Source organism: Planococcus rifietoensis (assembly GCF_001465795.2).
Classification (GTDB): domain Bacteria; phylum Bacillota; class Bacilli; order Bacillales_A; family Planococcaceae; genus Planococcus; species Planococcus rifietoensis.
On sequence record NZ_CP013659.2, the window covers coordinates 2,601,167 to 2,623,244 of the forward strand.

Below are 22,078 nucleotides of genomic sequence, written 5' to 3' on the forward strand. Positions count from 1 at the left end.
CTCTACCACTCCCTATGCTGTTTTTTTACGGTCGAGCAATACTGCAAGCAATATAACTGCACCCTTCACCACTTGCTGGAAGAAGGAGGACACCCCAATCAAATTCAAACCGTTATTCAAGACACCGATGATCAAAGCCCCGATCAACGTGCCGACGATCCATCCGCGGCCGCCTGTCAAACTCGTTCCACCGAGCACAACGGCTGCAATGGCATCGAGTTCAAACATCTGGCCGGCTGTCGGCTGAGCTGAATTCAAACGAGAAGTCAAGATCAGCGACGCCAGTGCGGCAAGCGCACCGACCAAGGAATATACATAAATCTTGATGCGGTCGGCATTGATTCCGGAAAGCACAGAAGCTTCCTCGTTGCCGCCCACTGCGTAAACACGGCGTCCGAACGTCGTTTTCTTCAAAATGAAGTAAAGGATGCCGAAACTGATGAGCATCGTCACGACAGGCACCGGGATGCCGAGGAAATAGCCTTTTCCGAGCATCTGGAAGCTCATGCTGTCGCCAAGCCCTGAAATCGGCCGGCCTTCTGTGTAGACGAGCGTCAAGCCCCGGTAAATGGTCATCGTCGCAAGCGTCGCGATGAATGGCGCCACTTTGCCTTTCGCGATGATGACGCCGTTGATGGCTCCGAGAACTGCTCCGAGGAATAGCCCCAGCAGCATTGCCAAGATCGGGTCAATTCCTGAAGCCATCATGCCGGCTGTTACAGCACCCGTAAGCGCCAAGATCGAGCCGACCGATAAGTCGATTCCGCCGGTCAAGATAACGAAGGTCATGCCGAATGCGATCAAGGCATTGATCGATACTTGCCGGAGGACGTTCAAAATATTGCTCATGGATAGAAAACTCGGGTTAATTGCGGTGATGATGATGATGATCAAAATCAAACCGATGAACGGCGCGATTTTTTGGAACAAGCTTGTATTAGCGGATTTCAGCTTCAAGTTTCCCACCTCCTGTTGCATAATGCATAATCGTTTCCTGGGTCATTTCCTGCTTCGGCAAATCTGCCGTCAACTTGCCTTCGTGCATGACGAGCACACGGTCGGCCATGCCGATTACTTCCGGAAGTTCGGAAGAGATCATCAAGATGGCGACGCCGCGAGCGGCTAATTCATTGATGATCGAATAAATCTCTTTCTTCGCACCGACATCGACGCCGCGTGTCGGCTCATCGAGAATGAGCACATCTGGTTCGATGCCGAGCCATTTCGCGATGACGACTTTTTGCTGGTTGCCTCCGCTGAGCGATTTGGCGGCCTGGTCTGGCCCTGATGTCCGGATGCCAAGGCGTTTCACCATCCGGTCGTACAAGCTGCGTTCTTTGTCTTTCGACAGCAAACCCTTTTTGGAAATGGATTCAAAGTTCGCCATGCTGATGTTTTCTTCGACTGTAAAATCGACGATCAGCCCTTCGGATTTGCGGTCTTCGGTCACGTAGCCGATGCCGAGTTCTTTCGCTTTTTGCGGATTGTCGATTTTCGCAGGCTTGCCATCAAGTTCCACGGTTCCTGTATCCGCTTTCTTATAACCGAATAGAGACTGTGCCACTTCTGTGCGCCCGGCCCCCATGAGCCCGGCAATCGAAACGATTTCCCCCTTATGGATGTCGAAGGAAATATCTTCAAAGCAATCTTTCCGTGACAAGCCTTTAACCGACAGCTTCACGTCGCCAATCGCCGAGCTTCGTTCTGGAAAACGGTCGCCGAGTTCACGGCCGACCATCAACTGGACAATTTCTTCGAAGCTAGTTTCGCTGATCTTCCGTTCACCGACGAATTCACCGTCGCGCAATATGGTGATGCGGTCACACAGTGAAAAGATTTCTTCCATGCGATGTGAAATATAGACGAAAGAAACACCGCGCTTTTGAAGGTCGCGGATGGTCACGAATAAAGTTTCGATTTCCCGGTCCGTCAATGCTGCTGTCGGTTCGTCCATAATGATCATTTCTGCATCCATTGACAAAGCTTTGCCGATTTCCACCAATTGCTGCTGTCCGACAGACAATGTGCTTGCGGGAAGCGACGGGTCGATATCAAGCCCTAAATCCCCTAGGATCTTTTTCGTTTTGCGTTCCATGTCTTTTGTCTTCAGGATTCCTGTGCGCCCGACGGTTTCCTCGCGGCCGAGAAAGAGATTGTCCGCGATCGACAGGTGCGGCAGGATATTCAATTCCTGGTGGATGACGGCGATACCTTCCGCTTCCGCCTGCTTTGGTGAAGTAAATTCGACTTTTTTACCTTTCACCTCCACCGTTCCGGAGTCACGCGTGTAGATGCCGGACATGATTTTCATCAAGGTCGATTTGCCGGCACCGTTCTCACCCATCAAGGCGTGAATCTCACCTTTTTGAAGAGAGAAGTGGACATTTTTCAAGACAGCGTTGCCGCTGAACGACTTGCAAATATCAGTCATATTGATCATTTCGGTCATTTCGTTCACCTGCCTCATTAAAAGATGACGCCCGACTGGAGAATGACATTCGCATAAGGGCTTGCTTCCCCTGTGCGGATGATCAGTTTGGCGTTATGGCTCATCGCCTTTAATTCCTCGTGGCTCAGGTAGCGGCAATCCAATTGCTGTTGCATGCCAGCTTCCAAGCCTTTATTGTGATCGCTTATTTCCCGGGCAATATAAGCCGCTTCCGCTTCGAAATCCTCAAGCACTGCATCCAGCACCGTCTCAAATGAAGGCTCCCCGATGCGGTATGATAAATCGATGCATGGTACATGTTCCGGTACCGGCAGCCCGCAATCGGCAATGACGAGCAAATCCGTATGCCCGAACCGTGCCAAGTGGCCGGCGATATCGCGATTGATCATGCCTTGTTTCTTCATTCTCCTGCCTCCATCCGGGACACGACTTCCATACGGTTCGGCATGCCGCCTTGCGCCCCGAATTTCTCCACCGATAAGGAGGCAGCGGCATTGGCAAAGCGGACAGCTTCTTTAAACTCACTGCCTTCAGCTAGTGCAACTGCCAAGGCACCGTTAAAAGTATCTCCCGCGCCCGTCGTATCGACCGCTTGTGTCGGAAACCCTTCGACAGTTACATGCTTGTCGCCATCGAAATAGCGGGCACCATTTTTTCCAAGTGTCACGACCATTCGATTCGGATAACGTTCCAGTTCAAGTTCCCAATTCGTGCCGAACAACTCTTCCGCTTCGGTTTCATTCGGCGTCAAAAAGTCCGCTTGTTTCATCGCCTCCGTGAACCCACCGGCTGGCGCTGGATTCAAAATAGCCGGGACCCCGAGTTCTTTGGCAAGTTGCAGCGTATATTCCACCACCGGAATCGGCAGTTCCAACTGGAGAATGACCATCGAACTTTTTTCGATTGCCTTTTTCTGTGCATCGATGTCCGATTTCGTCAGTTCGTGGTTGGCACCTGGGACGACGATGATGCGATTGTCGCCTTCTGACAATAGGATATTGGCGATTCCGCTCGCCCCATCCGTTTTTTTGACGCCTTGCGTATCGATTTGCTCTTTTTCCAGCCCTTCAAGAAGCTGTGTACCGAATGCGTCGCTGCCGACTGCCCCAACCATATGGACTTGGTCGCCGAGCCTCGCTGCTGCGACTGCCTGATTGGCGCCCTTTCCGCCAGGCACGGTCGTATATAAATTCCCTAGCACCGTTTCACCTTGCTTCGGAAAACGTTCTGTTCCTACCACAAGGTCCATATTGATGCTGCCCACTACTGTAATCATCATTCCACACTCCTTGTTGTGCCGCGTAAGACAAGCTTGACCGGAATTTCGTAGAAGCTTTCTTCAACGGGCTTGTTCTCGATCCGCTTGATCAAGACGCGGGTGGCGATTGCGCCCATTTTGTAAACGTCCTGTGCGACGGTCGAGAGCCCCGGCGACAGCATCTCGCCCATTGCGATGCCATCGAATCCGACAATCTGTAACTCGTCCGGCACGTTTCTGCCGAGCAGAACAGCCGCTTTCAAAGCCCCTGCTGCCGATACATCACTTGAAGCAAATATGCCGTCGATTCCGGGATCGTTGTGCAATTCACGTTCAACGATCTTTTGCGAATCGGCATAATGAAATGGGCAAGTGACGATGCGGTGATCGACATCCGCTTTTCCGATTGCTTCCATAAACCCCTCATAACGGTCGTTCGCCGGGTTCAGCGCTTCCGGCCCTCTCAGAAATAGGATGTTTTGGCATCCACGCTCAAGCAGTGCATTCGTCCCAAGCACCGCACCTTCTTTATTATTCGATGAGACGACCGGAATCTTTTCATTGATCGCCCGGTCAAGCGCCACAATCGGCAGCTTGGTATTTGCGTAATGGGGAGCCTCCAGTTGGTTGGAGGTGACGATAAAGCCGGCGATGTATTTTTTCTTCAAGGTCTCGATATAATTTTTCTCTTTTTTCGGATCTTCATCGGAGTTGCATAAAATCACCGTATAGCCGTAGCTCAACGCCACATCTTCCACTGCCCGTGCGAGCTCAGGAAAAAACGGGTTCGTGATGTCAGGCAAAATGAGCCCGATCAAATTGGAGCGTTTCGTGTTCAAAGAGCGTGCAACCGGATTCAATTCGTATTCGAGTTCCTCGACCGCCTCTGTGACCGCTTTGGCGGCATCTGCGCTGACATAGCCGCTGCCGTTCAAAAAACGTGAAACCGTCGCAACGGAAACGCCTGCTTTTTTCGCTACATCTCTGATCGTTGTCATCGCTCTTCTCCGTTCTCGGGTTATGTGTAACCGGTTACACATACTATAAAACTTCCCTTTCTTCTTGTCAACGCGATTTTTCATTTCACTCTGTGCCGAAGTCCATAAAAAAACACCCCGACAATGGTGTCAGGGTGCTCATAATCAATATACCAGCATTCGCTCGCCGCAATCTTCTTCGGATAAGCTATAGCTGATGACGCTCTTTCCTTTTTTCCGCAGCAAGCGGACAGCCATATTCTTTTCCATCGCATCAGAAGCGATAATGTGGATCGGCCGGTTCGGTATTTCATCGTAGCTGCGGATGAAATAAGCCACCGGCAGTTCGAATGCGCCTTCGATGGGATCTTTATAAGAAACATTATAGGCTCTCACATCCAGTAAGAGAATATCACCATTTTCTTTCAGGTTGTCTGCACAGTCGTGCTTGACCCCTTTGGCCGTGACATAGCGTTTATAGAAACCGTTGGAGCCGGCAAGAGCCAGCAGCGCAATCGGGATGCCAATACTCATTGTTTCGATCTTCCCCTTCTGGATTATGTTTTTCAAAGGAAAACCGCCGAAGCCAAAGCTTAAGCGGTTGTGTCCCAATTATTGTTTCACGGATGCGACTTCTTGCTGCCATTTGCTGTAGCCGCCTGTCATATTGACCAGGTTATCGATGCCGTTCGCTTTCAGGACGCTCGCAGCGATAGCGGAACGGGCACCCGCCTGGCATTGCACGATGATCGTTTTGTCTGTATCCACTTCATCCAAGCGGTTTTTCAAGGTACCGACCATAATGTGCTCGGCGTTATCGATATGGCCTTCATCGAATTCCGTTTGATTGCGGACATCGAGCACATACGCTTCGCCTTTTTCAACCATTTCATTCGCTTCGGATGGCGAGACGTTTTCATAAGAAGCCAAGTTGTCCGCTTGTGCCAGGACAGTTTCTGCCTCTGCAAAACCGTAGACTTCATCGATTCCGACTGAACGGAGGGCACCCAATGCTTCATCGAGTACTTCCGTGTCGAGAAGCAAGTACAAAGGTTTGTTGTAATCAACGACCCATCCTGCCCAGTTCGTGAAGGAATTGTTGAACGGAATGTTGATCGTCCCTTGGATATGGCCTTTGCTGTAGGCATCTGCCGGGCGCATATCAAGCACTTGTTTGCCTTCTGCAAGAAGCGCTTCGACATCTGCGGCTGATGTAATTTCTTTCAGTTCCGGCAAGTCTTTGATCAGTTTCTGGCCGACTTTATTGACCGATTTCATCACCGCAAAGTAATACGGCGGCTCCGGTTGGCCTTCGAGCAAAGCTTTCTTGAAAGAAGCCTCATCATCAAATTGCATCGCCCAGTTAAAGGCTTTTTCGTAACCGACTGTCGTCGATGGAACCGCGCCGAGCGCTTTACCGCAAGCGGATCCGGCACCATGCGCCGGCCAAACTTGTAAATAATCCGGAAGCGCCTTGAAGCGTTCAATCGATTTGAACATCGACGCCGCACCTGAATCGGACGTACCTTGGATGCCTGCCGCCTTTTCCAGAAGATCCGGGCGCCCGACGTCGCCAACAAAGACAAAGTCGCCTGTAAAGATGCCCATCGGCTTATCCGCGGATCCGCCTTTATCCGTCAATAGGAATGAAATGCTCTCCGGGGTATGGCCTGGCGTGTGCATCACGTCAAATACCAGGTTGCCGATTTTGAACTGGTCGCCGTCTTTCAATAGTTGATGGCTGATTCCATCCAGGTTCTGATATTTCCAATCGGCATCGCCTTCATCCGAAACATAGAGCTTCGTGCCGAAACGGTCATTCAGTTCCCGTGAACCGGATACAAAGTCAGCATGGATATGCGTTTCAAGAGCGCCAACAAAATTCAGTTTCTCTTTTTTCGCCAGTTCTTCGTATGCTGTGATATCGCGCATCGGATCAACGACGACTGCTTCACCTGTTTTTTGGCACCCTACTACATAAGATGCGTGAGCCAATTTTTCGTCATAGAAATATCGTAGTAACATGGAATCAATCTCCTTTTGTTTGTTTTCGTTTTCTTAAGCTTAATATACCCCATAGGGTATAAATTGTAAACACATATGCTTCACATTTTTATCGGCTTTCTTTAACACATTAAAAAAGCTTCAGGAGGGCAGCAACTGCACTCTTGAAGCTTAAAGGCGTGTTATTTTTTTTCATCAAAAAAATCCGGAAGCTCGCTCGCTTTCATTGGAAACTCCGCTTTACGCTTGTCGACAAAGGATTGAATGCCTTCATCCGCATCAGCATTTTGCCCCGCCCAGTGGAGGAACTTCGATTCCGCAAGATGCGACTCATGCGGATGATCCGCGCCAAGCATCTTCCATAATAATTGGCGCGTAAAGCTATTGGATGTGGCGGCGGTATTTTCTGCAATGTCCCGTGCGATTTCATATGCTTTTTCAAGCGGATCTTCCGATTCATATTGCATGAGCCCCGCCTCCACCGCTTCAGCCGTCGGGATGTAGCGCCCCGTCAGTGTCCATTCGAGTGCTTTTCCGATGCCGACGATGCGCGGCAAAAACCAGCCGGAGGAAGCTTCCGGGCCGATGCCGCGGCGTCCGAAGACAAAGCCGATTTTCGCATCTTTTTTGACGATGCGGATATCCATCGGCAAAGTCATGGTCATGCCGATGCCGACCGCAGGGCCGTTGATGGCGGCAATGATCGGTTTTTTCACTTCATAAACTTGGTTACTGACCTGCCCGCCGAGGTCCCGGTATTCTTCCGCACTTTGTTCGGAAGCGAACGTCGAGCCGCCGTCCGATAAGTCCATCCCGGCGCAAAACGCCCGCCCGGCACCGGTCACGACAATGACGCGCACTTCGTCGTCGGCATCCACATTGCGGTAGAAATCCAATAATTCTTCGTTCATTTGTTCCGTATAGGCATTCATTTTTTCAGGGCGATTCAAGGTCAATGTCAGAATCCCATCCGATAATTCGGTTTTAATGGTTTCGTACAAGCGCATTCACTCCCTCTTCATATTCCCGCTCCAGCTGCTCGACAGCTTCCTTGACCGTCTCGCGCTTCGTCACCGTCGTCACGCCGTGTCCCGCCGACCAAATATCACGCCATGCCTTGGCATTGACGAGATGAGACAAATCGACTTCCTTTTTCGCCTTTAAGGTTTTCGGGTCGATGCCTTGTTTCTCAAGGCTTGGGATGAGGACATTCACCGGAACGCCGCTGAACGAATCGGTATAAAGAATGTCTTCGATCGAGGAGTCGATGACCATCTGCTTGTACTCTTCGGGCGCGCTGCTTTCTTCGACCGCCAAAAAGCGCGTACCCATATAGGCATAATCTGCGCCCATTAATAAAGCAGCTGCCACATCTTGGCCGGTCGACAAAGAACCCGACAGGATGATGGTGCCGTCAAAGAACTTCTTGACCGCCGCAATGAAAGCGAACGGATTGAGCGTGCCCCCGTGCCCGCCAGCGCCTGCGCACACAAGGATCAATCCATCGACGCCGCTTTGTGCCGCTTTCTTCGCATGCTTCGCATTTGCTACATCTGAATAGACGAGGCCGCCGTATGCATGGACGATTTCGAGTACTTCTGCAGGCGAGCCAAGCGACGTGATAACAATCGGCGGCTGATGCTCACGGATCAATTCGACGTCTTCGTCGTAGCGCTTGTTCGAACCACGGTGGCTGATGAAATTGACAGCCCACGGAATATCGCCAAGCGCTTCTTTCACTTCAACGAGCCATTTCGCGCATTCTTCAGCGGGACGCGCATTCAATAGAGGGAACGAGCCGATGACACCGGCACGCCCTGATTCAATGACCATCTGGGGCGTCGACACAAGAAACATCGGCGCCACGATAACCGGCAGTTTAGGCATGTTTAATCACCACCGCAATTCCCTGTCCGCCGCCGATGCATAGGCTCGCGACTGCATATTTCCCGCCACGGCGTTTCAATTCATAAGCCGCTGACAGCAAGATACGTGCGCCGCTCGCACCGACCGGATGGCCAAGCGCAATCGCCCCGCCGTTGACGTTCACTTTCGAACGGTCCAGACCGAGTTCTTTCTCCACCGCCAAATATTGCGCCGCGAACGCTTCATTCACTTCGACCAAATCGATGTCATCAATCGTCAGTTCCGCTTTTTCCAGCGCACGGCGGATGGCAGGGACCGGGCCAATGCCCATGATTGTCGGATCGACGCCGGCGACATGCCAAGACACGATGCGGGCGACAGGCGACAAGCCATGCTTTTTGACTGCATCTTCCCCTGCCACAACAAGAGACGCCGCCCCGTCATTGATGCCTGAAGCATTGCCCGCTGTTACGGAGCCGTCTTTCTTGAACGACGGGCGCAGTTTCGATAAGCCCTCCGTATTGGCATCCGGTTTGATGTGTTCATCTTTGTCGACTACAACCGTGCCTTTACGGGTTTTCACTTCGACTCCGACGATTTCTTCATCAAACTGTCCGCCAGTTGCCGCTTTAGCTGCCCGCTGGTTCGATTCGACCGCGAATTCATCTTGGGCTTCACGGGAAATACCGTATTGCTCCGCCAGTTTTTCGGCCGTCATGCCCATGCCGCTGCCGGTAAATTGGTCAGTCAGCGTCGCGAGCAGCATATCTTCAAACTGCATCGGCCCCATCTTTGCCTTGCTGAAACGCTGCGTGAAATTCGCATAAGGCGACATCGACATATTCTCCGCACCGCCAGCCAAGACGATATCCGCTTCACCGAGCAGAATGTGCTGCGCTGCGGAAACGACTGCCTGCGCACCCGATCCGCAAAGCCGGTTTAATGTCAGGGCCGGCACTTCTTGGGGAACACCTGCATTCAGCCCGATATGGCGCGCCAGGTAAGCTGCATTGACATTCGACTGGATGACATTCCCGTAAATGACGTGATCTACATCTTCCGCTTTGACATTCGCTCTTTTGAGCGCTTCCACCGCTGTCGCCGTGCCAAGTTCTGTCGCATCGGTATTCGCAAACGACCTACCAAAAGCCCCAAATGCCGTTCTTGCTCCATCTACTAGATATACAGGTTTCATGTCCATTTCTCCTTTTCACCCTCTATTGAAAGGGCTTACATATTTTCGTTATACTTGTCAGAAAATTTAATTTTCCATTCAATCATACCGCCCAGTATGTGCTTTTGCAAAAATATTTTACCTTCTATTTAAAATTCAACGCTTTGTTTAATTTAATTTGCGGATCACCAGAAAAAGAAGACCCATGACGAGTCTTCTTCTATCGTTAAGGAAGCAATACCAGTTTCCCTTTACTTTTCCGGCTTTCCATAAGTGCATGGGCTTGCGCTGCCTGTTCAAGCGGATAGCGGCCAGTGATCGACACGTTCAATTGACGCTGTTCAAGCAGTTCGCTGATGGCCGCTTCTGCATTCTTCAAAAACCCTGGACGCTGCTTGCGGTAGGTGCCAGTGCTGTACCCGAGCACCGCCCGGCAGCTTGAATGGAGTTCGTCTGTTTTGACATTGCCCGGAACAGAGCCTTCGTTGGCATGGCCGAATGACACGATGCGGCCGAAAGGAGCCAGAACCTCAAGACTGCGCTCGAAATTTTCACCAGCAATTGTATCCAGGATGACGTCCACACCCTTGCCGCCCGTCAGTTCAGCGACCACTTCTGCGAAGTTTTGTTCGCGGTAATTGATTGCAATCGCGCCAAGGTCTTCTACCACTTTCTTTTTCTCTTCGCTGCCGACCGTTCCGTAGATTTCCGAGATGCCGGCAAGTTTCGCCAATTGGATCGCGGTCGTGCCGATGCCGCCGGCTGCTGCGTGAATCAAAACCGATTCACCTGGCTGTATCCGGGCGACTTCGTGCAACACATTATAGGCGGTAATGCCGACAGTCAAAGTCGCTGCCGCTTCCTCAAAGGAGACGCTGTCCGGAATCTTGTAGACAAGCTGGTCAGAGGCGACGACATATTCCGCGTAGGACCCGGAAGCCGGGAATGCACGCACACGGTCGCCTGCAGACAAGCCGGTCACTGCGCTCCCCGTTTCCTCGACGATGCCCGCGCAATCCAGCCCTGGCGTGAAAGGCTCGTTATTTGACACGCCGTGATATTGTCCGAGACGCGCTTTAATATCGGCAAAGTTGACACTGACCGCTTCGACTTTGATGAGCACTTCGTGGTCTCTCGCTATTGGTTTTGGCACTTCCTGAAGCTTCAATACTTCAGGAGGACCAGTCGTTTCTGCAATGATTGCTTTCATGTGGACGCCCCTTTCCTTAGAAAATCAACAGGCAGGCACCGATGACCAGGCCGCCGTAAATCAAGGCGATCATCGTATAGCCCATGATGTCGCGGATTTTCAAGCCAGCAATCGCAAGCAGCGGAATCGCCCAGAATGGCTGGATCATATTCGTCCAACTATCGCCCCAAGCGACAGCCATGACGATTTTCGCGGGATCGACGCCCATTTCGAGCGCTGCCGGAAGCATGATTGGCGCCTGGACCGCCCATTGGCCGCCGCCTGACGGGATGAAAATGTTCAAGATTCCTGCCGACAAGAAGGTGAACAGCGGTAAGGTTGTTTCATTTGAAATATTAATGAAGAAATTCGACATCATGACAGCTAGCCCCGAGGCACCAAGCATGCCCATGATTCCTGCATAGAACGGATATTGAAGCACGAACTGGCCGACGCTGCTGACGGATTTCAACAAGCCTGCTGCCAATTCCCGGACATTTCCGAACATGAGAAGCGCAGCCGTCAAGAAGATCAAGTTGACGGTATTCAAATCGAGCGAGAAGCCATTCATATAGAAATGATTGATCAAATAACTTAAGCCAAGGAATCCGCCGATCAATGGAATGAGGCGGGACTTCTCGATTTTGTCGTTTGGATAATCCTCATGATCTTGCACGGCTTCCTCAGTGACCGTGTCTTCCAGTCGCGCCGGATCTACCAAATAGCGATCTTCAGGATTGCGTGGATGGATAAAACGCATGACGAAAGGAAGCGTGAAGAACAGGATAACAACAATTGCAATATTCACTGCTGATAACAGTGTTTCCGATATTGGCACGATTCCGATATCGCCTTCAAATACATGCCCTGCGGTCGCGACAAAAAGTGCCGGCGAAGAAGACAAGCCGCCTTCCCAGATCAGAAACCCTGAATATCCTGCAGCGACGAGCACACGGTAATCGACGTCGTGCACTTTCTTCGCGACCAGTTTCGCGATGATTCCCGCCACAACGAGGCCGAAAGCCCAACTGATGAGAGACGCGCCAAGTGCCGTGAAGGTCACCATCAAAATCGCGGAATTCGGCCCTTTAGGGATGCCGGCGATTTTCTCAAGCGCCTTGGAAACGGTCGGCGTCAAAGCCAGAGCGTAACTCAATACGAAGGTCGTGATGATCTGGGCCGTGAAAGTCAAAAGGCCCCACATGCCGTCTCCCCAGTGGCGCATCATATCGATCGGCCCGGAATCCGTAAAGAGCACCCCTGCAATAAACGCAATCGCCGTCAGCAATACCGCGAATACGAATGCATCCGGCAGCCATTTCTCGGCTATTTTGGCGAACACATTCGCTACTTTGGCGAGCGGATTGTTCTGCTGTTTCTCTAACACTGGATCTCTCTCCGTATTTCTCCCATTTGCCATCGTCTTTCCCCCTCAGTATCTAATTGGCGGTCCAGCCGCCATCTACATAAAGAATCTGTCCCGTCACGTAGCTGGATGCTTCCGACGCCAGGAATAAAGCTGGGCCGATCATCTCGCCTGCTTCACCCATGCGTTTCAGCATGGTTCTGCTGACTAATTTTTCCAGCCGTTCCGGATCCTGTAGAAACGGTTCTGTCATCGGTGTTTTAATATAAGCTGGCGCCAAGGCGTTGACGCGGATATTATGTTCAGCGAGTTCCGCTGCCCACACTTTCGTCAATTGATTGATCCCGCCTTTGCTTGCCGCATAGCTCGTCTGGAGCGGATTGCCGACTTGCCCCATAATGGATGAAATATTGATGATGCAGCCGCTTTGTTGGCTGATCATCCGCTTTGCTGCTTGTTGGCCAACCAGGAAGATGCCTTTTAAATTGGTACCGAGTACCCGGTCCCAGTCTTCTTCCCCGACTTCCACAAGCGGCTTACGTATATTCATTCCAGCATTATTAACAAGAATGTCCACTCCCCCGAAATCAGCATCGATGAATTCGAATAACTTAGCGACGGCTTGTTTGGATGTCACGTCCGCAGATTTCCAGGAAACATCCAGTTTTAGAGCTTTCATTTCATCCGCCGCTTCCTTGAGCACTGTTTCATCGCGCCCGGTAATGAGCACTTTAGCACCGGCATGGGCGAGCCCCGCTGCAATCGCCAGGCCGATGCCTTTGCTGCCTCCGGTAACGAGTGCTTTTTTTCCAGCCAGACTGAAACTTGGATAAGTAAATTCCTCCACTCTTCTCTCCCTCTCTCTATTTGCAGAAATATTCCGTTAATTAAACAGACCACTCTTCCAGTTCAAAGCTTCCAACGAGCTTTCCTATGCCGGATGCGTCTTTGATCTGCAGCTCACCGGCATTATCCGTCGTCAATATCCCTTCAATGACGAACGCTTCCCCGGCATGTGCCATGCCGACAAAACGCACGGTGAATTTTGTCAGCTTCCTGCCCGGAAACCACTCATCCAGTGCATCTGCAGCCCAGCCCATCAATAACATGCCGTGGACGATCGGTTCCTTGAATCCTTTGCTGCGGGCGACTTTCGGAACCGTATGGATCTCGTTAAAATCGCCTGAAGCACCTGAATAACGCACCATATCAATCGGCGCGAGTGCTTGTTTTTCGATGTCCGGCAATTTCTGCGCCATGCTGTTCCCGCCTTTCGATTAAAGTCGCCCGCCCGATGCAGACCACTTCATGGTCTTGATTGCGGTACGTCGTTTCAATCAAGTAAAAACGCTTGTCTTTTTTATCGAATCGATCGGTCAGCACGGCTTTGGCGGAAATGACATCTCCGCTGATAATGTCCTGTTCGTATTCGAAACTTTGCTCCCCGTGCAAAATGTCATTTGGGTCTAGCCCCCAAACCGCGAACAATTGATAGAAATCCCGTTCATTCCAGAAATCGATGACTGTCGTATATGTAGGCGGAGCCGGAATATCTCGATATCCTGCATCCACTGCTGCTTCCTTATTGAAATAAACCGGATTCCTTAAACCGATGGCCAATGCGAACTCCCGAATCTTACCAGCTTCTACAACAAACGGCGCATAGTGAAATTCCTGTTCCATCTCTTTTCCCTCCTCATTCTGGCTAGCCCGCTCAACGACTTGGCCGGCCCAAAGGCATTGTCATCCAATCAATCGAGAAGAAGCGCTGCAATTGCTTGCTATAACACTTCTCCCCTGCGCGTCCGGTTCGCCATATCGATCAAGTTCGCGACCGCTTTATTCAAATGGCGGAAACGCTCATCTTCAATTTCACCGTTTTTCCAGCGGTAATAGATTTGCTGCAAAATCCCGGCCAGCTTATAAAACCCGAACGCTAGGTAATAGTTGATGTTCGACACATCGCGCCCGCTTTGCTTCGCATATTCGTCCACGAACTCCTTGCGGCTGTAGAAGCCTGGTTGGCTCGAAATGATGTTGATGCCGATATCTGCGTCTTCCGCCTGCCCCCAATAGGCCAAAGTCGAGCCGACATCGCTCAGCGGATCACCGATTGTCGAAAGTTCCCAATCGAGAACGCCCGTCGCTAGCCCCGGATTTTCTTCATCAATGACCATATTATTCAATTTAAAATCATTGTGGACGATCGTTGTTTCTTCATTAACGGGGATATTCGCTATGAGCCATTGCTCCAGCTCTTCAAGCCCTTCGACATCATCGGTTTTGGAGTGGTGATAGCGTTTGATCCAGCCTTTCACTTGGCGCTCCATGAATCCTTCCGGTTTGCCCATCTCGGCGAGTCCGGCTTCTTTATAATCGATCGCCTGCAGCTGAACCAATGTCGAGATGACATTTTTCGAAATGACCGGCCCTGCTTGTTCCGTGTTCCCGTATACTTCCGGAAGTTGTTCATCGATGACAAGCCCCTGTTTTTTCTCCATGACGTAAAAATGCTTGTCCATTACTTCGGGATCTTCACAATATACATAGGGTTCAGGTGCCAGCGGAAACACTGGATGCACTTTTTCGAGCATTTTGAATTCGCGTTCCATATCGTGCGCTTTGGGCGGAATCTCACCAAACGGCGGACGCCTCAAAACGCCTTCCCAGTCCCCGATCTGCAGGAGATACGTGAGATTCGAGTAACCTTCCGAAAATTGGCGGACGGCCATGTCGCCTTGTGGCAACTCCGGCATTGCATTTCTCAGGAAGCGCTCGACTTTCTGCCAATCGACTTCCTGTGTTTTTTTCGTATTCGGTGTTGCCTCGCTCATATTGACGCCCTCCATGTCATTCGTATTTAAAGAATCCTTCTCCCGACTTTCTGCCGAGCTTGCCGGCGCGCACGTATTGTTTCATCAAAGGCGCCGGCCTGTATTTAGAGTCTTTCGTTTCTTCGTAAAGTGTTTCGGCCACAAACAGCATCGTATCGAGCCCGATTAAATCAGCCAACGCCAGCGGGCCAATCGGATGGTTTGCGCCAAGTTCCATGCCTTTATCGATATCCTCCGCTGAAGCGATGCCCTCCATCAACACAAAGACCGCTTCGTTGATCATCGGCGTCAAAATCCGGTTTACCGCAAATAAAGGCGCTTCCTTCACGGAAATCGCGGTCTTGTTGAAGCGCTGCGCAATTTCATGCGCCCGCTCAAAGGTTTCGTCGCTCGTTTGTTCAGCCCGGATGATTTCGACCAGTTTCATGATCGGCACCGGGTTGAAGAAATGCATGCCGACGACTTGTGCGCTGCGGCCCGAGCTTGCAGCCATCTCCGTAATGCTGAGGCCTGATGTGTTCGTCGCGAAAATCGTTTCCGCTTGGCAGATGCGATCGAGCTTTTCGAATAATTCCTTTTTCGGCTCAAGTTTTTCGATGATCGCTTCGATGACGATATCCATCTCTTTTAAATCATTGATTTCCGTGCTGGGGTGTATCCGCTCCCATACGGTCTCACGCTGCTCTTCGGTCATGCGCCCTTTTTCGACGTTGCGGCGCAGCGTTTTGTCGATACGCTGCATCCCGCGTTCCAGCCCTGCCGGATCGAGATCATATAAAATGACGTCCATGCCGCCTTCTGCACCGACTTGCGCGATCCCGTTCCCCATTGTCCCGGCGCCGATTACTGCCAATCGCTCCATTTGTTCATCCCCCTCATCATTTCCCTGTGAAATTCGGTTTGCGTTTTTCAATGAAGGCTTGAACGCCTTCATCCATGTCTTCCGTGCCGACCAGCTTCGCGAACATCCGCGTTTCCAAAAACTGCGCTTCGGATAGAGGCAAATCCAAGCCTTCATCAATCGCTTCTTTTGCGAAGGCGACTGCAAGAGGCCCTTTTCCGGCAATTTGTTCCGCCAATGCATAAGCCGTTTCAAACGCTTGCCCCTCTGGCACCAGCCGCTCAACGAGTTTCGCTTCGTAAGCTTCCTGTCCGTTGAGCCAAACTCCTGAGAGGACGAGTTCCTTCGCTTTTCCGGGTCCGACCAGACGGGAAAGCCGCTGTGTTCCGCCGTATCCTGGCAATATGCCAAGACCCGTTTCAGGCAGCCCGAATTTTGCGCTGTGGTCCGCAATGCGTATGTCGCAGGCAAGTGCCAGTTCCAGCCCTGCACCAAGCGCTAAGCCATGAACTGCGCAGATGACAGGGGCTTTCCCTTCCGTCAGCTTGTCGAAAATCCGTTTTCCCTTTTCCAGCAATTCGATGCCACCCATTTTAGTCAGTTCCGGAAATTGGCTGATGTCTGCCCCGGCAGCAAATGCCTTAGCACTTGCCGAGCGCAGCACGACTGCCCGCACTTCTGTTTCCTGCAACGCATCGATCGCTTGGTCCAACTGTTCCAACACCGTAGCGTTCAGTACATTGAGCGGCTGGTGATCCAATGTGACCACCGCGATGGAATCATTTATTTCGAGGTGTACAGCATCCAGCTGATTCGTCATGGAGTTCCTCCTTTACTCAGTACTTCTCACTTGATTGCGTTCGTTGACGATCATGCCGCCTTCATAGACCGGCACCACATCCAGCTTTTCGTGATGGCGGATGACGAACTCTGCCGCTTCAGGGAACTTAAAGCGTTTGAGCAAATCCGCTGTTTCGCTGTCCAGCAATTCGTTGAAGCCTTCCGCATAAGAATTGCGGTACGCTTGTTGGGCAAGCTTCGCAGCATCCGACAACTCATAGCCTCCCCACTTGTCCAGATGCTCGACCAGTTGGCCGGCACCGATAAAATCTTCCATCGAGAAACGATCGTCATTTCCTGAACAGATGAGCACAATCGATGAGCCGTCTTGTTCCTGATGGATGCGTTCAGCTACACGGTGACCGTTCACCAAGGACGAAATGTACAATCGCTTTGCATTTTTCGCTTTTTCAATGGCGATCGTGCCGTTCGTTGAACAAATGATGGCTGCTTGCCGCTCCGGACTGTATTTGAGGGCGCATGGATCAGGGTAATCAAATCCTTCGAGTCCCTCGCCTTTCGACTCGCCCAGCAACAGATGCTCGGCCTCCTGCAACTTCGACAATTCGAGCGCCTGTTCGCTTCCGAGAACCGCATGCACCGGCTCATAATTGCGGTCCAATAGAAAAATGATCGTCGATGTCGCGAGGAACACATCGATCACTGCGGCTGTGCATCCCGCAAGCCGCTCTTCCCTCACTGCTTCTTTCTGCGTAATGACGTGTATTTTTCTCATTTCATCAATTCCTTCAAATCAGGATGTTTTCCTCAGCATCTTCAATAACAGATCGGCGTAAATCTCTTCCACATCTTCAGGCGAATACTTGCCATCAGGTGAATACCATACTTGAATCCAGTTGGTCGCCCCCAAAATGATCATGCGCGACATTTTCTTCTCCGGAACTTCGAATTCTCCGCGCTCGACGCCTTCGTCGATGATCCGGTCGAACAGCTTTGCATAATCATCGCGCTTTTCGATAATTTCCGGGATATTATCCTCTGAAAAAGTCGTTTCGGGTTTGACGATCAAATTGAACACTTCTTTTTCGCGGATTGCCACTTCAATGTGATGGCGCAAAGCCATGCGCATCTTCTCAACAGACGCTACTTCCGCCCGGACAATCTCTTCCATCTTTTCTTTCGCTTCCGTCAAGATCAAGTCGTGGCAGCGATACAACAATTCTTCTTTGTTCTTGAAGTAATAATAGAGAGCACCTTTTGTCATCAACAATTCTGCAGCAATGTCTTCCATCGTTGCATTATGATAGCCCTGCCGTGAAATGACCAAACTGGCTGAGCGAAGGATATCCTCCCGTTTTTTCGCGGCTTTCCGTTCCCGTAGATTCATTCCACTCCCTCATTTGCTGGTTTATTAGAGATCTTCCACTGGGCCTTTGGGTTCTTCCATCAATAGGCTCGGTTTCTTCTCCAGTATGTTTCGGATCAGGATGAACAGGTTTTCAATGACAATCATTCCAAAAGCAATGGGGATCAAGAAGAAAAACGGATACAGCGGATACAATGTTCCTGCCGCCGGGAACGCAATTTCCCGCTCGAGTCCATCCATGGCATAAGCCCAGCTAAACTGGACAATCAGCACCAAGACGAAAAGCTCCAGCAAAATCATCAGCAGAATGATCGCTTTTTGCATGCCTGCCCCGAAACGGTCGAGAAGTAAATCCATCTTCGGCAAAACGCCCGAAGAATAGACATAAGCGAGGCCGGGGAAAACAACCAGCGGCATCATATAGTTCTGGATGATTTCAAACCCGCCCCGGATCGAGCTCGAGAATAGCGTCCGCATCATCACGTCATAGACGATCAATAACATCATCGCTACAACGGCGATGCCGCTGATCCAAATACCGATAAGCTTTAAATAGTGAAAAAGCCGATACGCTTTCCATACACCTTTCATCTTGCTTCCCTCCTTTTGCTACATTGAATTCGGCAGCCAAGTCGCGAGTCCTGGGAATGCGATCATCAATCCTGTCACGACCACCATCGCAACCAAGGCAAAGACCGTCGTCAATCGGAAAATCGATCCTGAACTGATGCCACTGACACCCGCGACCGCATAGACACTTAGCCCAACCGGCGGTGTAATCAAACCAATGGTACAAATGACTGCCACAAATACCCCAAACCATAAGACATCGACTTGCAATTCGACAATGATCGGCAAGAGCACAGGAATCGACATCAAAATAACCGCTGCCCCTTCGATAAACATGAACATGATGAACAACACGATGGAAATGGCAATCAATACAAGCGCCGGCGTATCCATGATCGGTTCAATCCATTCAATCAAACGCCTTGGCAATAACGACAGGGAAACAAAGCGCCCGAAGATTTGCGCGCCGATCATGATGATCATGACCATCCCCGTCAGCTTCACTGTTTCAATTAAAGAGGTTTTAAAGAACGCGAAATTGACTTTACCCAATAAAAACGCAGCGATCAAACCGACAAACGCCCCGACAGCACCCGCTTCGGTTGGCGTGAAGACGCCCGAATAAATGCCCCCGAAAATGATAAAGACGATTGCCACGGCAATGATGCTCGCGATGATTAAGCGAAGAACCGGCACTTTTTCTTCTGCAGCGGCGTCTTCGGTTACTTCTTCCTGCGTAGCCTGCTGTTTTTTCTTGCCCAATTGGAAATAGACGAGCATGACAGCGATAAACACCAGCATCGTCAAAATTCCCGGGATGAAAGCGCCGACGAATAGGCTTCCGACCGGCGTTTCGGTAGCGACCCCGTAAAGGATCAAGATGATGCTCGGTGGGATGATCCCGGAGAGCGAACCGCCGGAAGCTGCGACTGCCCCAGCAAGCGGTGCACTATAGCCGTGCTTGCGGAGTTCCGGAATGGCGACTTGGCCAAGCGATGCAGAAGTGGCGGTCCCGGATCCTGAAACCGCCCCCAATAATCCGCCGATAATCAAGGTCAGGACGCCAAGTAAACTATTTTTGCCTTTCGACACTTTATGAACCATGTAAAAGATGTCCTGGACGAGCCCCGATTGCAGAATGAATTGCGCCATCAATACAAACAATGGGATCGTCGTCAAAGTATAACTGGCCACGCGGTTGAACGGTTCGTTGCCGAGAAGACCGGGCAAAATGCCGAACCCTTCCAAGAGAATCAGCCCGATAATCCCACTCGCCAGCAAAACGGAGTGGATATACAACCCCGCCAGCAGCAAAACGATCATCATGGCCAAAATGATTCCAATAACCAGTAAATTGTCCATTCTCTGGCCTCCTTGCCTCCATTATGGAAAAAGAGGATAGCGACACCTCAATGCGCTATCCTCTTCTTGCTTGCTTATTCCAAATTCATGACCGCTTCCGGCACTTCTCCGCCTTCTTCAATCAAGAGATCTCTCCACATTTTGACCACTTCATTGCCCGGCAATCCATTGTCTTCCAGGAGTTTCGCGTAATCTGTCCACGTATCTTCAATGCCTGTATTGAAGTGATCTTGCACTTCCTGATCCAATTCACTGAATTCGACAAACTTCCCGCCATTTTCTTCATTTTCCGGAATGATCGCTTCCGCACGGTCCATCCATTCCTGGGCACCGGCTTCGAAAATATCTTCATTGGCTTGAGTCATCGCTTCCTGGACATTTTCCGGGAGTTCATCCCATCTGCTTTGGCTCATGCCGATAAATGCATTGAAATGGCCGAAGTTGATGCCTGTGACCGTATAGCGGAACAAATCCTGGAAGCCGTATCCGGTCCAATCGGCGATGCTGTAGAATGCCCCTTCAAACGTGCCGCGGCTGAGGGCATCGTAGATTTCCACAGCAGGCATGGTCACGCTATTGATGCCGGTTTTCGCGGCATACATTTCATGGATGCGGGAAGGCGTGCGAAGGGAAGTGCCTTCGACATCGCTGACCGAATTGAATTCTTTCCCTGTCGTGGAAATGGAATATTCCTGTGTTGTCGATACCGGGAATACTTTAAAATCGCCGAATTGCATCTCTGTATACGTTTGGCCATCCGCCAGTTCTTCTTCGCTTTCCAACAGCTTTTTCCAGGCGTTGGAAGCGATCAACGTATCGGAATGGTTGAGCGGCAGCATCGTCACTTCAGCCATCGGAAATTGGTCCGGCTGATAGATCGGCAACACCAAAGCAACATCGACCGTCCCGCTTTGAAGGGCGTCGCCTTCATCCGGAACCGAAACCAATTCTCCGCCAGTGAAAGTTTCAAATTGCACTTGGCCATCTGTCAATTCTTCAACACGTTCCATCCAAGGAACCATTGAAGCTTCCCACCATGCATGCTGCGCGCTTAATCCCGTAGCTGCGCGAAGCGTGATTGTTTCCCCTTCCGAACCGCCGCCTTCAGATTCTCCCCCGCCGCACCCTGCGAGTAGAAGGGTCATTGCTGCACCTGCTGCTAAAAAACGAGAACCGTGTTTTTTCATAGAAAATACCTCCATCCGGTTTTTGTGCCGTGGCCGCATATAATGGTAACGCTTACATTATTTCCCTTGAAATTCAGGTTTGCGTTTCTCAAAGAAAGCAGCGACGCCTTCTTTATGGTCTTCAGTCTGGAGAAGCAACGTCTGGATGAGATTTTCTTGCATTAATGCCGCTTCCTGCGGCAATTCATCCAAATGGTTGACCAGGTATTTGACGTATTTATTGCTGACGGCTGGCCCTGCTGCGAGAAATTCAGCAAACTCCACAGCGGCTTGGCCGACATCCCCGCTCGATATACGATTGATCAAACCGTGATGTTGCGCTTCTTGCGCGCTGATCACTTTTGCGGAAGCGATCCATTCCTTGGCGAGCGGTGGGCTGATTCGTTTGCGGAGCCCTTTGATGAGCCCAAGGTCGGGAATGAGGCCGATATTCGAGAAGCTCAAAGCGAATTTTGCGTCTTCGTCTGCCACGATGAAATCCGCGGCGAGCGCCAAGCTGAAACCTGCTCCTGCGGCATAGCCGTGAACCGCAGCGATAATAGGTTTATCACTGTCCATCAAAGCTTTCGATAAACTGGAGACAAAATCGATCCATTCAGCAACTTCGTGCGCGCTACCCAATGACTTCATCGAGGCAATGTCGCCCCCTGCAGAAAATGCTTTTCCTTCCCCTGACAGGACGATGGCTTTGACAGCCGGATTCCTTTCCAATTGCTCGAGCGCCGCGAGCATTTCTGCGACCATTTCCCGCGATAAGGCGTTGAGTTTATCCGGCCGGTTCATATGGAGCCTTGCGATGGATCCGTTCACTTCAGTTTGGACAAGATTTCCCAT

General features: G+C 50.9%; 24 protein-coding genes. All 24 read right to left on the minus strand.

The window, feature by feature from the left end; genetic code table 11:
* Nucleotides 1-12 precede the first annotated feature (12 nt).
* The 24 genes from AUC31_RS12845 to AUC31_RS12960 all read right to left on the minus strand — a co-directional run bounded on the left by AUC31_RS12845 (nt 13) and on the right by AUC31_RS12960 (nt 22,078).
* Complete coding sequence (locus AUC31_RS12845; RefSeq protein WP_237150608.1) at nt 13-957, minus strand: ABC transporter permease subunit; 945 nt, start codon at nt 955-957, stop codon at nt 13-15.
* Entirely contained in the window at nt 938-2,440 is a 1,503-nt protein-coding gene (locus AUC31_RS12850; protein ID WP_058383785.1) for a sugar ABC transporter ATP-binding protein, read from the minus strand. The genes AUC31_RS12845 and AUC31_RS12850 overlap by 20 nt, the downstream gene beginning before the upstream one ends.
* Before the next feature lie 26 nt (nt 2,441-2,466).
* Nucleotides 2,467-2,853: a D-ribose pyranase gene (gene rbsD / locus AUC31_RS12855; protein ID WP_058382806.1), complete on the minus strand. Its 387-nt coding sequence runs from the start codon at nt 2,851-2,853 to the stop codon at nt 2,467-2,469.
* Complete coding sequence (gene rbsK / locus AUC31_RS12860; RefSeq protein WP_058382805.1) at nt 2,850-3,725, minus strand: ribokinase; 876 nt, start codon at nt 3,723-3,725, stop codon at nt 2,850-2,852. Before rbsK ends, rbsD begins: the two co-directional genes overlap by 4 nt.
* Entirely contained in the window at nt 3,725-4,705 is a 981-nt protein-coding gene (locus AUC31_RS12865) for a LacI family DNA-binding transcriptional regulator (RefSeq protein WP_058382804.1), read from the minus strand. Before AUC31_RS12865 ends, rbsK begins: the two co-directional genes overlap by 1 nt.
* 144 nt (nt 4,706-4,849) lie before the next feature.
* The gene (locus AUC31_RS12870) at nt 4,850-5,218 is read right to left on the minus strand and encodes a hypothetical protein (RefSeq protein WP_058382803.1); all 369 of its coding nucleotides are present in this window, start codon (nt 5,216-5,218) and stop codon (nt 4,850-4,852) included.
* 78 nt (nt 5,219-5,296) lie between these two features.
* Nucleotides 5,297-6,709, minus strand: coding sequence for an MBL fold metallo-hydrolase (locus AUC31_RS12875; RefSeq protein ID WP_058382802.1), 1,413 nt, complete (start codon nt 6,707-6,709; stop codon nt 5,297-5,299).
* A gap of 161 nt (nt 6,710-6,870) precedes the next feature.
* Nucleotides 6,871-7,695, minus strand: a complete 825-nt coding sequence (locus tag AUC31_RS12880) for an enoyl-CoA hydratase-related protein (RefSeq protein WP_058382801.1) — start codon at nt 7,693-7,695, stop codon at nt 6,871-6,873.
* The gene (locus AUC31_RS12885) at nt 7,673-8,575 is read right to left on the minus strand and encodes an NAD(P)H-dependent flavin oxidoreductase (protein WP_058382800.1); all 903 of its coding nucleotides are present in this window, start codon (nt 8,573-8,575) and stop codon (nt 7,673-7,675) included. The genes AUC31_RS12880 and AUC31_RS12885 overlap by 23 nt, the downstream gene beginning before the upstream one ends.
* Nucleotides 8,568-9,749, minus strand: a complete 1,182-nt coding sequence (locus AUC31_RS12890) for an acetyl-CoA C-acetyltransferase (protein WP_058382799.1) — start codon at nt 9,747-9,749, stop codon at nt 8,568-8,570. Before AUC31_RS12890 ends, AUC31_RS12885 begins: the two co-directional genes overlap by 8 nt.
* Nucleotides 9,750-9,954: 205 nt before the next feature.
* Nucleotides 9,955-10,938, minus strand: coding sequence for a quinone oxidoreductase family protein (locus AUC31_RS12895; RefSeq protein ID WP_058382798.1), 984 nt, complete (start codon nt 10,936-10,938; stop codon nt 9,955-9,957).
* A 16-nt stretch (nt 10,939-10,954) separates the two neighbouring features.
* A complete protein-coding gene (locus tag AUC31_RS12900) occupies nt 10,955-12,337 on the minus strand; it encodes a short-chain fatty acid transporter (RefSeq protein WP_058382797.1) in 1,383 nt (460 codons plus the stop codon).
* Between the two features lie 19 nt (nt 12,338-12,356).
* Nucleotides 12,357-13,130 carry an SDR family NAD(P)-dependent oxidoreductase gene (locus AUC31_RS12905; RefSeq protein WP_058382796.1) on the minus strand — a complete coding sequence of 258 codons (774 nt, stop codon included), beginning with the start codon at nt 13,128-13,130 and terminating at the stop codon, nt 12,357-12,359.
* A 40-nt stretch (nt 13,131-13,170) separates the two neighbouring features.
* Nucleotides 13,171-13,542, minus strand: coding sequence for a MaoC/PaaZ C-terminal domain-containing protein (locus AUC31_RS12910; protein ID WP_058382795.1), 372 nt, complete (start codon nt 13,540-13,542; stop codon nt 13,171-13,173).
* On the minus strand, nt 13,493-13,966 hold the full coding sequence (locus AUC31_RS12915) for an FAS1-like dehydratase domain-containing protein (protein WP_058382794.1): 474 nt from the start codon (nt 13,964-13,966) through the stop codon (nt 13,493-13,495). Before AUC31_RS12915 ends, AUC31_RS12910 begins: the two co-directional genes overlap by 50 nt.
* Nucleotides 13,967-14,064: 98 nt before the next feature.
* On the minus strand, nt 14,065-15,117 hold the full coding sequence (locus tag AUC31_RS12920) for a phosphotransferase family protein (protein WP_237150610.1): 1,053 nt from the start codon (nt 15,115-15,117) through the stop codon (nt 14,065-14,067).
* Between the two features lie 16 nt (nt 15,118-15,133).
* Nucleotides 15,134-15,979, minus strand: a complete 846-nt coding sequence (locus AUC31_RS12925) for a 3-hydroxybutyryl-CoA dehydrogenase (RefSeq protein WP_058382793.1) — start codon at nt 15,977-15,979, stop codon at nt 15,134-15,136.
* Between the two features lie 16 nt (nt 15,980-15,995).
* Complete coding sequence (locus AUC31_RS12930; RefSeq protein ID WP_058382792.1) at nt 15,996-16,778, minus strand: enoyl-CoA hydratase/isomerase family protein; 783 nt, start codon at nt 16,776-16,778, stop codon at nt 15,996-15,998.
* A gap of 12 nt (nt 16,779-16,790) precedes the next feature.
* Nucleotides 16,791-17,534, minus strand: coding sequence for a 2-phosphosulfolactate phosphatase (locus AUC31_RS12935; RefSeq protein ID WP_058382791.1), 744 nt, complete (start codon nt 17,532-17,534; stop codon nt 16,791-16,793).
* Between the two features lie 18 nt (nt 17,535-17,552).
* On the minus strand, nt 17,553-18,146 hold the full coding sequence (locus AUC31_RS12940) for a TetR/AcrR family transcriptional regulator (protein ID WP_058382790.1): 594 nt from the start codon (nt 18,144-18,146) through the stop codon (nt 17,553-17,555).
* 24 nt (nt 18,147-18,170) lie between these two features.
* On the minus strand, nt 18,171-18,716 hold the full coding sequence (locus AUC31_RS12945; RefSeq protein WP_058382789.1) for a TRAP transporter small permease: 546 nt from the start codon (nt 18,714-18,716) through the stop codon (nt 18,171-18,173).
* An 18-nt stretch (nt 18,717-18,734) separates the two neighbouring features.
* Nucleotides 18,735-20,057, minus strand: a complete 1,323-nt coding sequence (locus tag AUC31_RS12950) for a TRAP transporter large permease (protein WP_058382788.1) — start codon at nt 20,055-20,057, stop codon at nt 18,735-18,737.
* A 74-nt stretch (nt 20,058-20,131) separates the two neighbouring features.
* Entirely contained in the window at nt 20,132-21,244 is a 1,113-nt protein-coding gene (gene dctP, locus AUC31_RS12955) for a TRAP transporter substrate-binding protein DctP (protein ID WP_058382787.1), read from the minus strand.
* 57 nt (nt 21,245-21,301) lie between these two features.
* On the minus strand, nt 21,302-22,078 hold the full coding sequence (locus AUC31_RS12960) for an enoyl-CoA hydratase/isomerase family protein (RefSeq protein WP_058382786.1): 777 nt from the start codon (nt 22,076-22,078) through the stop codon (nt 21,302-21,304).

Bases quoted from the DNA above. Each gene is read 5' to 3' on its own strand.
- AUC31_RS12850 (WP_058383785.1), bottom strand. From the start codon at position 2,440: ATGATCAATATGACTGATATTTGCAAGTCGTTCAGCGGCAACGCTGTC.
- AUC31_RS12870 (WP_058382803.1), bottom strand. From the start codon at position 5,218: ATGAGTATTGGCATCCCGATTGCGCTGCTGGCTCTTGCCGGCTCCAAC.
- AUC31_RS12925 (WP_058382793.1), bottom strand. From the start codon at position 15,979: ATGGAGCGATTGGCAGTAATCGGCGCCGGGACAATGGGGAACGGGATC.
- AUC31_RS12875 (WP_058382802.1), bottom strand. From the start codon at position 6,709: ATGTTACTACGATATTTCTATGACGAAAAATTGGCTCACGCATCTTAT.
- AUC31_RS12900 (WP_058382797.1), bottom strand. From the start codon at position 12,337: ATGGCAAATGGGAGAAATACGGAGAGAGATCCAGTGTTAGAGAAACAG.
- AUC31_RS12960 (WP_058382786.1), bottom strand. From the start codon at position 22,078: ATGGGAAATCTTGTCCAAACTGAAGTGAACGGATCCATCGCAAGGCTC.
- AUC31_RS12885 (WP_058382800.1), bottom strand. From the start codon at position 8,575: ATGCCTAAACTGCCGGTTATCGTGGCGCCGATGTTTCTTGTGTCGACG.
- AUC31_RS12910 (WP_058382795.1), bottom strand. From the start codon at position 13,542: ATGGCGCAGAAATTGCCGGACATCGAAAAACAAGCACTCGCGCCGATT.
- AUC31_RS12945 (WP_058382789.1), bottom strand. From the start codon at position 18,716: ATGAAAGGTGTATGGAAAGCGTATCGGCTTTTTCACTATTTAAAGCTT.
- AUC31_RS12880 (WP_058382801.1), bottom strand. From the start codon at position 7,695: ATGCGCTTGTACGAAACCATTAAAACCGAATTATCGGATGGGATTCTG.
- AUC31_RS12895 (WP_058382798.1), bottom strand. From the start codon at position 10,938: ATGAAAGCAATCATTGCAGAAACGACTGGTCCTCCTGAAGTATTGAAG.
- rbsK (WP_058382805.1), bottom strand. From the start codon at position 3,725: ATGATTACAGTAGTGGGCAGCATCAATATGGACCTTGTGGTAGGAACA.
- AUC31_RS12915 (WP_058382794.1), bottom strand. From the start codon at position 13,966: ATGGAACAGGAATTTCACTATGCGCCGTTTGTTGTAGAAGCTGGTAAG.
- dctP (WP_058382787.1), bottom strand. From the start codon at position 21,244: ATGAAAAAACACGGTTCTCGTTTTTTAGCAGCAGGTGCAGCAATGACC.
- AUC31_RS12865 (WP_058382804.1), bottom strand. From the start codon at position 4,705: ATGACAACGATCAGAGATGTAGCGAAAAAAGCAGGCGTTTCCGTTGCG.
- AUC31_RS12930 (WP_058382792.1), bottom strand. From the start codon at position 16,778: ATGACGAATCAGCTGGATGCTGTACACCTCGAAATAAATGATTCCATC.
- AUC31_RS12940 (WP_058382790.1), bottom strand. From the start codon at position 18,146: ATGAATCTACGGGAACGGAAAGCCGCGAAAAAACGGGAGGATATCCTT.
- rbsD (WP_058382806.1), bottom strand. From the start codon at position 2,853: ATGAAGAAACAAGGCATGATCAATCGCGATATCGCCGGCCACTTGGCA.
- AUC31_RS12920 (WP_237150610.1), bottom strand. From the start codon at position 15,117: ATGAGCGAGGCAACACCGAATACGAAAAAAACACAGGAAGTCGATTGG.
- AUC31_RS12950 (WP_058382788.1), bottom strand. From the start codon at position 20,057: ATGGACAATTTACTGGTTATTGGAATCATTTTGGCCATGATGATCGTT.
- AUC31_RS12890 (WP_058382799.1), bottom strand. From the start codon at position 9,749: ATGAAACCTGTATATCTAGTAGATGGAGCAAGAACGGCATTTGGGGCT.
- AUC31_RS12935 (WP_058382791.1), bottom strand. From the start codon at position 17,534: ATGAGAAAAATACACGTCATTACGCAGAAAGAAGCAGTGAGGGAAGAG.